This window comes from Streptomyces venezuelae (assembly GCF_008642295.1).
GTDB lineage: Bacteria > Actinomycetota > Actinomycetes > Streptomycetales > Streptomycetaceae > Streptomyces > Streptomyces venezuelae_C.
This window is the reverse complement of record NZ_CP029190.1, coordinates 4,885,608-4,896,798: the sequence shown is the minus strand read 5'-3', so window position 1 is coordinate 4,896,798 and position 11,191 is coordinate 4,885,608. Positions and strand designations below refer to the sequence as shown.

Genomic DNA, 11,191 nt, shown 5'->3' with positions numbered 1-11,191 from the left:
CGGGCGTTGATCCGACGCAGCCCCCCGGCCGTGACGACGGGCCGGGGGGCTGCGCGTGTGCCGGGTCAGCCGCGGGTGGTGCGGCGCAAGGCGGAGGTGAGGTCGGCCGCGGCGGCCGAGAGCCGCCGGCGCGCCTCCTCGGCCTGGGCGGCGGTCACCCCGTGGTCGCGGGCGGCGTCGCGGACTTCATCGCGGAACCGGTCCAGCAGCCGGTCCAGATCCCGGGCCGGATCCCCGGTGGGGGCCAGATCGGCGGCCCAACCGGAATCACCGCTCCGACGCTCTTCGGCGGCGGGCTCGGTCCGGTCTTCGCTCTGGGGCTCGGCCGGACCGGTAGCGCCGAGCCAGGCCCCGAGCTTGTCCGTGATGTCGGACAGGCCCTCCCGTACGGCGGACCGGGCGAACTGCTCCTGGAGCTGGCCGGCGATCCGCTGGACCTCCTCACGGGCCCTGTCCTGCGCCTCCTTGGCCTGCCGGCGGGCCTGCTGGGCCTCCTCGCGGGCCCGGCGGCTCTCGTCCTTGGCCCGGCGGGCCTGTTCCTTCCACTCCTGGCGGGCCCGCCGCAGTTCCTCCTTCGCCGCGGCCCAGGCGTCGTCCGAAGGGTCCGGGCCGGGAGCGGCGGTGGCGGAAGCGGAGGCCGCGGCCAGCATCTCGCGCCGCAGGTCGCCCGCCGCGCCGCGGACGTCGTCGCGTATCTCGGCGGCCAGTTCGGAGACCGATTCGCGGATCTCCAGTTCCAGGTCGGCGAGTTCGCCGGTGCGGCCGGCCAGTTCGGCCCGGCCGGCGTCGGTGATCGAGTACACCTTGCGCCCGCCTTCGGTGGCGTGCGTGACCAGACCCTCGGCCTCCAGCTTGGCCAGCCGCGGGTAGACGGTGCCGGCCGAGGGCGCGTACAGGCCCTGGAAGCGCTCCTCCAGCAGGCGGATCACCTCGTACCCGTGGCGCGGCGCCTCGTCCAGCAGCTTCAGCAGGTAGAGGCGGAGGCGGCCGTGGGCGAAGACGGGCGGCATGTCAGAGCACCTTCTTGTCGAACGAGAGCGGGGCCGCCGTCCCGGCGTCGGGGCGGCGCAGCAGGGCGATGGCTCCGGAGACGGTGGTGGCGCGGAGCGTACCGGTGCCCTCGCCGAGCGTCCCGGTGATCTTCTTGGAGCCGACCCGGCTGGAGACCTGGAGGTCCTCGAAGGCGTTCGAGATCCTGCCGCTGGTGGTGCCGGCCTCGACCCTGGCGTCGGCCTGGTGCGGGAGCTGGATCGCGACCCGTCCGGAGACGGAGTTGAGGCTGATGTCGAACGGGCGTCCGGCGGCCGGGGCGGGCGCGAGGTCGAGGAGCATGTCCCCGTTGAGGGATTCGGCCCGTACGGTGCCGGCCGAGCCGTCGACGACGGTGAGACCGCCGGAGACGGAGCGGAACCGGAAGTCCCCGTCCACGGACTGGGCCTCGACACTGCCGGTGACGGTACGGGTGAGGACGCTGCCGGCCAGGCGTACGAGGGTGGCGTCGCCGGAGACCCCGTGCAGCTCGGTGCCACCGCGGATGCCGGAGACCACGGAGGCGGCGCCGACCGCGGCGATCTGGACGTGGGCGTCGGCGGGCAGGGTGAGGGTGACCACGGCGCTGCGCTCCCAGGCCTTGCGGCCGGAGGCGGAGCGCCAGTTGTCCCAGGGCTTGGAGTCGAACCATTCCCGCAGGCCCTGGGAGCCGTTCCAGGGCAGGTCCTCGTAGGACACGGTGAGGGTGTCGCCGGTCTGCACGATGTGCAGCGGGGGGCCGTCCACCTCGGAGACCTCCAGCCGGGCGGGACCTTCGTCGGTGCCGACGACGTTGACGGTGCCGTCCAGGATGCGGACGCGCAGGCGCTTCACCGGGGATTCGAAGGCGAGCTTCTGCGGCTCGGCGATGGACCAGGTCTGCTCGGCCATGGTGCGGATCCTCCTCGTCGGAACGCGACGCATATCGCGTCTTCCGCCTAACACGATATATCGCGCCCCACCCAAGTCAAGCCACTCCGCTGGCCGCGGCTCTTGCGACCACCCCGGGCGGGCGCCACCCGGCCGGCCCGAGGACGCGGGCGGGGGCGGCGCGCCCGGGCCGCGGCAGTCGGCGGGGCGGCGCCCCGGACCCGGGGGCCGGGCGCAGTCCCCGGCCCGGGCGGGCCCGGACCCCGGCCGGCCGGCAGGGGCGGGGCCCGGCGCCCCGGAACCCGGGTCCGGGCGGCGCCCGGGCCCGGCAGGGGGCGCTCCCCCTGGAGCCGGGGTTGGGGTGGGTCCGCCCGGCCGCCCTGAGGGCACGGGCGGGTCCGGCCCGGCGCGGGCGCGGGCGGCGGGGCGAAGCCCCGGACCCGGAGCCGGGCACCGTGCGCACCCCGGGCGATGCCCAGGCCCCGGCCCGGCCGGCAGGGGCGGGGCCCGGACCCCGCTGGGATCACTCCCCTGGAATCGGGCTTGGGGCGAAGCCCCCAGGGGGCGGGCCAGGCCGGGCGAGACCCGCATGCCAGGGGTTCGGGGCGGAGCCCCGCACGCCCCACGGGCCCCTGGAGCCGGGACGGCATCGGGCAGAGCCCGTCGGCGGGCAAGGCCCACCCGCGCCCGGGCGCAGTCCCGCGCGGGGTTCAGGTGCCGCGCGCACCAGGGCGCCGGGCGGAGCCCGCGCATCAGGCCGGGCCCGGCACACACCGGCCGGGGGCGGAGCCCCCAAGGGGTCCGGGATGCAACCCCGGTACGGGGTGCCGGGCGCAGCCCTGGGCCGGGTTCGGGCGCAGCCCGGGGCGGCGGGCGGAGCCCCCAAGGGGTCGGGCGGAGCCCGGCGCGTGTGCGGGCCCAGCCCGGGGTGACGGGCGGAGCCCGCGCATCCGGCGTAGCCCGGGGCGGAGCCCCCAACGGGTGCGGGGTGCACCCCGGTACGGGGTGCCGGGCGCAGCCCGGAGCGGGGGCCGGGCGGAGCCCGGGGCCGCCGGAGCGCAGGCCGCGCGGCGCGGGTGGGGGTTATGCCGCGGTCAGGAGGGGGTTGCCCGTGCGGTGGAGCCAGGCTCGGTAGGGGGCCGTCCGGAGCGCCAGCTCACGGTAGGCCGCCCGCAGGTCCGCGTACACCTCCGCATGCGCCCCCGGCCGCGTCGCCAGCAGCAGCCGCACCGCCAGCGGATCACCCTGCAGCGGCCGTATGGCCATGTCGTCCCGCGGCCCGGACGTCGGCTGGCACGGCGCCACCGCCTCGCCCGAGACGATCAGCGACGCAGCGGTGTGGTAGTCGGTGTGCAGCACCGGCGGATCGAGGCCGGCACCGGCGAACACCCGCCGCAGGCCGTCCCATTCGCCGTCCACCGAAGGGTCCACCGTCCACCGGTCCCGCGCGAAGTCCCGCAGGTCCACCACCGGCTGCCGGGCGGCCGGATGGTTCCGGGACATCGACAGGAACTGCGGCTCGCGCTCCATCAGCACCCGCACCTGGAGCCCGGCCGGCACCCGCAGCGGGCTGCCCTCCACCTCGTGGACAAAGGCCACGTCCAGCTGTCCGGCCGCCACCATCCGCAGCAGCGCGTTCGCCGACACGTCCACCACCAGCGTGGTCTCGGTGTCGGGGAACCTCCGGTGCAGCCTGCGCAGCCAGCCCGGCAGGGCCCGGCTGGCGGTGGAGCCGATCCGCAGCCGCTGGCCGTGCGCCTGCGCCCGCGCCTCCGCGACCAGTGCGGCCATCTCCGCCAGCAGCGGCCGGGCCCGGCCGAGCACGGTCCGCCCGAACGGCGTCGGCCGGCAGCCGGTGCGCTCCCGCAGGAACAGCTCCCCGTCCAGGGCCCGTTCGATCCGCTGCAACTGCGTGGTCAGCGAGGGCTGGCTGACGCCGAGCTGCCGGGCGGCCTTGTGCAGGCTGCCGGCATCGGCAATGGCGCACAGCGCGCGCAGATGCCTCACCTCGAGCTCCATGACCCGAGAGTAGGCGCGGCCCGCAGACCGCACCAGCCACTGACACCCCACCTATTCCCGCCATTTTCACGGGAGTTGGCCAGTCCGCCACACCCTGATAGCCCGGTGTTATCGGCCGCTGACATCATCCGCCGGCCGCCCCGGCTCCCCCAGACTCCGGTACCGGAACCACCCACCCCCCGCACCGGATTGAGGAGGAGCCCCCCACCATGCGCCACTCCCGACGCACCAGCAGCTCCCGCAAGGCCGTTCTGGCCACCGTGATCGGACTCGGTCTCGCGACCGCCCTCGGCGTCACCGCCCCCGCCGCCGGCGCGGCCCCGGCACCGATGCCGGCCGGCAATGCCGCGAGCTACGCCGCCTACGAACGGTCGCAGGAGAACGCGGACGCCAACCGCGCCTTCTTCGAGGCCATACAGCGCTCCGTGGCCGAGCAGCGCAAGGCCAACCCGGGCGTACTGGCGGTCACCGTCACCTACAACACCCGCAACGCGCCCAGCTTCCGCACCCAGATAGCCCGCTCCACCCAGATCTGGAACAGCTCGGTGTCCAATGTGAAGCTCCAGGAGGTGTCCTCCGGCGGGAACTTCGCGTACTACGAGGGCAATGACTCGCGCGGTTCGTACGCCAGCACCGACGGGCACGGGCGGGGGTACATCTTCCTCGACTACCGGCAGAACCAGCAGTACAACTCCACCCGGGTGACCTCCCACGAGACCGGGCACGTGCTCGGCCTGCCCGACCACTACTCGGGTCCGTGCAGCGAGCTGATGTCGGGCGGCGGGCCGGGCACGTCCTGCCAGAACGCGACGCCGAACGCGGCGGAGCGCTCGCGCGTCGACTACCTGTGGCGCAACGGCCTGGTCGCCCAGCGCTAGCGCGGGCCGCCGCTACGGCACGTCGTCAGGCTCGCGCGCAGTGCAGTCCGGGTTCCGGCAGGGACCCGGACCCCACTCCGGCACAAACGCCCCGAGAACCTTGCGCCGCCTGATCACCGTCTCGACGGGGCGCCCGCAGGCCGGGCAGACTCGCTGCTCACGCCCGGCCTGCGGGGCCACCGTCAGATGCTGATGCTGGTGCTGACGCTGGTGCTGATCATGGCCAGTCATACGTCTACATTAGTCCGGTTTTCTCCCGTTTACCTGGCCTCCCCGGGACACCCGGCGCAGCCGGTTCAGCGCTTGCGCGCGTACGTGGTGACCACCTGGCCGCCACCGAAGCCCTTCACCCCGAGGAGCTCGACCTCCCGTGCGCCGAACCCGGCCCGGGTCATCGGCATCCCGGACCCGGCCACCACCGGGTAGGTCTTCACCACGAACTCGTCGATCTCCTCCACCAGCTGTCCGGCCAGGTCGGCACCGCCGCACAGCCAGATGCCGAGGCCGTCCTCCTGCTTGAGCTCGCGCACCCGGGCCGCCACGTCCCCGGCGATCAGCTCCACCGCCGGGTCCGGCGAGGTGGTCAGCGAACGGCTGGCCACGTACTGCTTCAGGTGGGCGTAGGGGCTGGTGACCCCCGCCTTGAGGCCGATGTCGTAGCTCCCGCGGCCCTGGATGACCGCGTCGAAGTGCCGGGCCCGGAGGTCGGTGATCCCGAAGTGCCCCTGCACATGGGTGGGGATGGTCTCCGGGTACTCGGCAACCATCCAGTCCAGGTACTCGGGGTCCAGCCACTGGTTCAGGAAGTCGCCGTTCCCGTCCGGCTCACCGATGAAGCCGTCGACCGAGGTGGCGATGAAGTAGGTCAGCTTGCGCAACATCCGGTCTCCCCCTGGATACACAGCACTCCCTCACGAAGCACTCCGCGTAAAGTACTACGGGTGCAGTGGTTACACAAGGGCGCTGCGCCCGCCGAGGCTCAGCCCTGCGGCTTGCGCCACATGGGCCACATCGGCGGCCCGTCCGGCAGCTGTACCGCCGTCCCGGTGAACTCCCAGCCCAGCCGCTCGTACAGCCGCTTGCTGCGCTCGCTGCTCGCCTCCAGGTACGCCGGTACGCCGTCCCGGTCGCAGGCGTCCAGCACCGGCCGCATCAGCGCGGTCCCCAGCCCCGACCCCTGCCGGGCCGGATCGACCGCGATCATCAGCAGGTACTCGTGCTCCTCGGCGGTCGGGTGGACCTCGCCGGTCAGCCGGCCGACCAGCTCGCAGCGCTCGTTGTCCGGATCGGCCACCGCGCGCATCTTCGCCGGGATGTCCTCCCCGTCCTCGTGCTCACCGGCCGGGACCCGCAGCCACAGCGCCGCACAGGAGCCGTCCACGGCGTAGTCGATCCGGCCCTGCTCCAGCGCCACGTCCACGAACACCCCCAGGAACTTCCCGTGCACCGCCCGCCGGTGCTCCGGGTCGGGGAAGACCCAGCTGCTCACCGGGTCGTTCCGGAAGGCCTCGTCGAGCAGCCGCGCCACCGCGTCCCGGTCCGACGGCCCTGCCTGGCGTATGTCCAGCCCCACTGGTCTCACCCTTCGCTCACGTGTCAACAGCCGTGAGCGATCCTAGAGTTGGGCCGGATCATGCGGAAAGGACTGTTCCGGCACCATGAGGTGCCGGAACAGTCCTTGGCCCGCCCGGGCGGTTCTGCTACCGCCCGGTACCGCCACGGCTACCGCCACGGCTACCGCTACCGGGTACGCCGGGTCACGAACTCCGCCAGCGCCAGCAGACCGCCCGCCGCCCCGAGGTCCGGCACCGCCCGGGACAGCTGGTGCACCGCCCGGCCCATCCGGTCCGCGGCATGGGCCTGCGCCCAGTCCCGGCCGCCGGCCCGGTCCACCGCTGCGGCGGCCCGCTGCACGTCGTCCCCGCTCATGGGTCCGGCGTACAGCCCGGCCAGTTCCCGGCCCGCCTCGGTGCCCGAGGTGAGCGCGGCCACCACCGGCAGGGACTTCTTGCGGGCGAGCAGATCGGCGCCGGCCGGCTTGCCGGTGTGCTCCGGGTCGCCCCAGATGCCGATCAGGTCGTCGATCAGCTGGAAGGCCAGCCCGGCCTCCCGCCCGAAGCCATCCACGGCATCGACCTCGTCCGGTCCGGCCCCGGCGTAGAGCGCACCGAGGGCACAGGCGCACCCCAGCAGGGCGCCGGTCTTGGCCATCGCCATGGTCAGGCACTCGTCCAGCGACACCCGGTCCCGCTGTTCGAAGGCGCAGTCCGCCTGCTGCCCGGCGCACAGCTCTACCACGCACGCGGCGAGCCGGGCCGAGGCCTGGGCGGAGGCCGGGTGCGGGTCCTCCGCCAGCAGGCGCAGGGCGAGCGCCATCATGGCGTCGCCGACGATGATCGCGTCCGGGGTCCCGAACACGGTCCACGCCGTCGGCCTGCCGCGCCGCCGGGAGTCCTCGTCGATGATGTCGTCGTGGAGCAGGGTGAAGTTGTGCGCCAGCTCCACGGCCACCGCGGCCCGTACCGCCCGGTCCGGGTCCCCGCCCAGGGCGCGGACCGCGGCGAGCACCAGGGCCGGCCGGATGGCCTTGCCCGCGTGGCCCGCCGCCGGGGTGCCGTCGGCCTCCTCCCAGCCGAAGTGGTACATGGCCACGCGCCGCATGGATCCGGGCAGGCTCTCGACCGCGCGGCGCAGTTCCGGGTTGACCGTTTCTCTCGTGTGTTCCAGGAGTGCCGCGGCCTCCTGGCCCTCACCGGTCGCGATGGCGTTCAGCGCCAGCGGCCGATCTCGACGTTCTCCAGCACCCCGAGCGCGTCCGGGACCAGCACCGCGGCGGAGAAGTAGGCGGTGACCAGGTACGAGATGATCGCCTGCTCGCTGATGCCCATGAAGCGGACGGACATGCTCGGCTCGATCTCGTCCGGGATGCCGGGCTGGTGCAGGCCGATCACACCCTGCTCGTCCTCACCGGTGCGCATGCAGAGGATGGAGGTGGTCCGGGCGTCGCTGATCGGGATCTTGCTCGACGGGAAGATCGGCACCCCGCGCCAGGTCGGCACCCGGCTGCCGCCGATCTCGATGGTCTCCGGGTACAGCCCGCGCTTGTTGCACTCCCGGCCGAAGGCGGCGATGGCCTTGGGGTGGGCGAGGAAGAGCTTGGAGCCGCGCCGCATGCTGAGCAGCTGGTCCATGTCGTCGGGGGTGGGCGCGCCGTCGTGCGGCTGGATGCGCTGGTCGTAGTCCGCGTTGTGGAGCAGGCCGAACTCGCGGTTGTTGAGCATCTCGTGCTCCTGGCGCTCGCGCAGCGCCTCGACCGTGAGCCGCAACTGCTGCTCGGTCTGGTTCATCGGCTGGTTGTACAGGTCGGCGACGCGGGTGTGCACGCGCAGGACCGTTTGTGCAATGGAGAGTTCGTACTCGCGCGGCCGGGCGTCGTAGTCCACGAAGGTACCGGGCAGGACGGGCTCGCCGACGTGGCCGGCGGAGAGGTCGATCTCGGCCTCGCCGTAGGTGTTGGTGCGCTGATCGGGCATCGCCCGGACCCGGTCGAGGTGCGTACGGAGGGAGTCCACGCGGTCGGCGAGCAGTTGGAGGTCCTGCCGGGAGAGGACCAGTGCGGTGCCGGAGGTGGCGGCGCGCGCGGTGTACTCCCAGATGGCCTCGTCGTCGAGCAGGCTGTCCTCGCCGAAGTAGGCCCCGTCGGCGACGGTGCGGAGCACGGCGTCCTCGCCGTAGGGGCCCGGGCCGATCTGGTCGATGCGGCCGTGGGCGAGCAGGAAGACCTGGTCGGAGGGACTGCCGAAGGAGGTGAGCTCCTGGCCGGCCTCGAAGTCGACCTGCCGGCAGCGCTGGGCGAGCTCGCCGAGCACGTCGATGTCCTCGTACGAGCGCAGCAGCGGCAGTTCGCCGAGCTCGGCCGGGATGACCTGGACCTGGTCCCCGGTCTTGACGAACGTGACGCGGCCGTCGCCCACCGAGTAGCTGAGCCGGCGGTTGACCCGGTACGTGCCGCCCTGCACGGACACCCACGGCAGCATCTTCAGCAGCCAGCGGGAGGTGATCTCCTGCATCTGCGGCGCGGACTTGGTCGTGGTTGCCAAGTTCCGTGCGGCCGAGGTGGCGAGACTGCGCTGCGGCAGCGGCTGGGCCTCGGTTTCGGAACCTGCCTGGACCGACATGTGTCATTCCCCTTCGATCACTCCATGAATCTGCGATCGAAGCCTTGCAGGACGGAACGTGACGGGGCCATTACACAAAAGGGTGGGACTACTCCGCGCGGGTCTGGGCACTCTCTTCTGCTCACCGGCCCCTCGGGGACCCACCCCTTTCGGCCACCCGCGAGGTGGAGGCGCGGCGCGGTCGCGGCGGCGGACTCGCGCTCACCGGCGCCAGACGCTGCACTCCGCCGGACCGGGCGGGCCTGCGGACCCCTGAGCAAGCACGGGGCGGATGGCCGATAGCACTCGGCCGCCGGCTCACCCCGGCACCCGTCCCGATGTGATGCCGACCCGCATCGCACACAAGCACGCCTCACTCGGCGCCGCCTGAGGCCGTGCCGGCTGTCCGGATCGGCTCGCTCGGCGTACGAATGCACTAGCCGCGGAAGGGCTGCCTCCGCTACACCCGGTGACAACGGGTACGCAAGGAAGGAGGCGGCCATGGCCGCACCCATGTCCTCGGAACGGTTCATCGACGCACTGCGGCGCGAAGGGCTGACCGTCGTCGAAGTCGGCGCCTGGCGCACGCACAACCGCAACCACAAGGGCCCGTGGGGCCCGGTCCACGGAGTGATGATCCACCACACGGTCTCCCGGGGCACCGCCACCACGGTGTCGATCTGCCGCGAGGGGGACACGAACCTGCCCGGTCCGCTCTGCCACGGCGTGATCACCAAGGACGGCCGGGTCCATCTGGTCGGCTACGGCCGCGCCAACCACGCCGGGGCCGGAGACTCCGACGTACTGGCCGCGGTGATCGCGGAGAAGGCGCTGCCGCCCGACAACCAGGCGAACAGGGACGGCAACCGGCACTTCTACGGCTTCGAATGCGAAAACCTCGGCGACGGCGAGGACCCCTGGCCGGCGGTCCAACTCGACGCGATCGCCCGCGCAGCCGCCGCCGTCTGCCGGGTGCACGGCTGGAACGCACGCTCGGTGATCGGCCACCTGGAATGGCAGCCGGGCAAGATCGACCCGAAGGGCTTCACGATGGCCTCGATGCGCGAGCGCGTGGCGGAACGCCTGAAGTAGCCCCCGGCGGGGCGAGGCCCCCTCGCCCCGCCCGTCCGGCGCCGGGCCGGCTGCGGGACGGCCTGCGACGGTACCGGCGGGGGCGGCACACAATGGACGGGTGAACCGTCCCGCGAACCCGCACACGCTCTTGCAGCCGCGCCCGCCGTCCCCGTTGCAGGAGATCCATGACGAGCGGTTCGAGCGGCACGGGGTGCGGCTGCTGCTGAAGCGGGACGATCTGGTCCATCCCGAGCTGCCCGGGAACAAATGGCGCAAGCTCGCGCCGAACCTGCGGGCCGCCGTCGAGGGCGGCCACCCCGCCCTGCTGACCTTCGGCGGGGCCTACTCCAACCATCTGCGGGCCACCGCCACCGCCGGGCGGCTGCTGGGGCTGCCGACCGTGGGGATCGTCCGGGGCGAGGAACTGGCCCGGCGGGCGCTGAACCCCTCGCTGGCCCAGTGCGTGGCCGATGGGATGCGACTGCACTTCGTGAGCCGGGCCCGGTACCGGGAGAAGGCCGACCCCGCGCTGCCGGCCGAAGCCGGGGCCGCCGATGCGTATGTGATCCCCGAGGGAGGCAGCAATCCGCTCGCCCTGTCGGGCTGCGCGGAGCTGGGCCGTGAACTGGCCGGTGCGGCGGACGTGGCGGGCGTGCCGGCGGACGTGGCGGCGGTGGCCTGCGGCACCGGCGGCACCCTGGCCGGCCTGGCGGCCGGGCTGGGGCCGGGACAGCGGGCGCTGGGCGTGCCGGTGCTGCGCGGGGGCTTCCTCGCCGGGGAGATACGTTCCCTCCAGACGGCGGCCTTTGGTGCGCCGCTCGGCAACTGGTCCCTGGCTGAGGGCTTCGACCACGGCGGCTACGCCCGGGTTCCGGCTGACCTCGACTCCTTCGCGGCCGACTTCGAGGACCGGCACGGCCTGCCGGTGGAACGGATCTACGTGGCGAAGCTGCTGTACGCGCTGGTCGAGCTGGCGGCCACCGGCGCCTTCCCCGCGGGCGGCACCGTGGCCGCCGTGGTCACCGGGTCCCCCTACGACACGGCCTGATCGCCGAACGTCTGCACGACCCCTGTCGCACCTACGCGCGCTGTCCGCACCGGCCGCCACTGGCCTCGTGGCCGCGCTGCCGGCCGTATCGGGCACCCGGCCGGCCCGCGGGACGG

10 protein-coding genes are annotated in these 11,191 nt (G+C 73.5%); 3 read left to right on the top strand and 7 right to left on the bottom strand.

Annotated features, from left to right (window positions below; translation table 11 throughout):
* Positions 1 to 65: 65 nt before the first annotated feature.
* The 3 genes from DEJ50_RS22030 to DEJ50_RS22020 all read right to left on the bottom strand — a co-directional run bounded on the left by DEJ50_RS22030 (position 66) and on the right by DEJ50_RS22020 (position 3,918).
* Positions 66 to 1,010 carry a PadR family transcriptional regulator gene (locus tag DEJ50_RS22030; protein ID WP_150209671.1) on the bottom strand — a complete coding sequence of 315 codons (945 nt, stop codon included), beginning with the start codon at positions 1,008 to 1,010 and terminating at the stop codon, positions 66 to 68.
* Position 1,011: 1 nt separating this feature from the next.
* The gene (locus DEJ50_RS22025) at positions 1,012 to 1,920 is read right to left on the bottom strand and encodes a DUF4097 family beta strand repeat-containing protein (protein WP_150209670.1); all 909 of its coding nucleotides are present in this window, start codon (positions 1,918 to 1,920) and stop codon (positions 1,012 to 1,014) included.
* Positions 1,921 to 2,982: 1,062 nt separating this feature from the next.
* Positions 2,983 to 3,918 (bottom strand): LysR family transcriptional regulator, encoded by a 936-nt coding sequence (locus tag DEJ50_RS22020; protein ID WP_150209669.1) that lies wholly within the window; start codon positions 3,916 to 3,918, stop codon positions 2,983 to 2,985.
* 209 nt (positions 3,919 to 4,127) lie between these two features.
* Here DEJ50_RS22020 and snpA point away from each other — a divergent pair, with 209 nt between their 5' ends.
* Positions 4,128 to 4,796 carry a snapalysin gene (gene snpA, locus DEJ50_RS22015; RefSeq protein ID WP_190344613.1) on the top strand — a complete coding sequence of 223 codons (669 nt, stop codon included), beginning with the start codon at positions 4,128 to 4,130 and terminating at the stop codon, positions 4,794 to 4,796.
* Positions 4,797 to 5,092: 296 nt separating this feature from the next.
* On the opposite strand, the gene DEJ50_RS22005 is transcribed toward snpA, so the two are convergent.
* From DEJ50_RS22005 to DEJ50_RS21990, 4 genes are all read right to left on the bottom strand, one after another.
* Positions 5,093 to 5,674: a dihydrofolate reductase family protein gene (locus DEJ50_RS22005; protein ID WP_150212283.1), complete on the bottom strand. Its 582-nt coding sequence runs from the start codon at positions 5,672 to 5,674 to the stop codon at positions 5,093 to 5,095.
* A gap of 101 nt (positions 5,675 to 5,775) precedes the next feature.
* A complete protein-coding gene (locus DEJ50_RS22000; RefSeq protein WP_150209667.1) occupies positions 5,776 to 6,369 on the bottom strand; it encodes a GNAT family N-acetyltransferase in 594 nt (197 codons plus the stop codon).
* A gap of 167 nt (positions 6,370 to 6,536) precedes the next feature.
* A complete protein-coding gene (locus DEJ50_RS21995) occupies positions 6,537 to 7,574 on the bottom strand; it encodes a family 2 encapsulin nanocompartment cargo protein polyprenyl transferase (protein ID WP_150209666.1) in 1,038 nt (345 codons plus the stop codon).
* Positions 7,565 to 8,974 (bottom strand): family 2B encapsulin nanocompartment shell protein, encoded by a 1,410-nt coding sequence (locus DEJ50_RS21990; RefSeq protein WP_150209665.1) that lies wholly within the window; start codon positions 8,972 to 8,974, stop codon positions 7,565 to 7,567. Before DEJ50_RS21990 ends, DEJ50_RS21995 begins: the two co-directional genes overlap by 10 nt.
* Before the next feature lie 480 nt (positions 8,975 to 9,454).
* On the opposite strand from DEJ50_RS21990, the gene DEJ50_RS21985 reads away from it, so the two are divergent.
* Both DEJ50_RS21985 and DEJ50_RS21980 read left to right on the top strand, forming a co-directional pair.
* Positions 9,455 to 10,045, top strand: coding sequence for an N-acetylmuramoyl-L-alanine amidase (locus tag DEJ50_RS21985; RefSeq protein WP_190344611.1), 591 nt, complete (start codon positions 9,455 to 9,457; stop codon positions 10,043 to 10,045).
* Positions 10,046 to 10,145: 100 nt separating this feature from the next.
* The gene (locus DEJ50_RS21980) at positions 10,146 to 11,075 is read left to right on the top strand and encodes a 1-aminocyclopropane-1-carboxylate deaminase/D-cysteine desulfhydrase (protein ID WP_150209664.1); all 930 of its coding nucleotides are present in this window, start codon (positions 10,146 to 10,148) and stop codon (positions 11,073 to 11,075) included.
* The last annotated feature ends 116 nt before the right edge of the window (positions 11,076 to 11,191 follow it).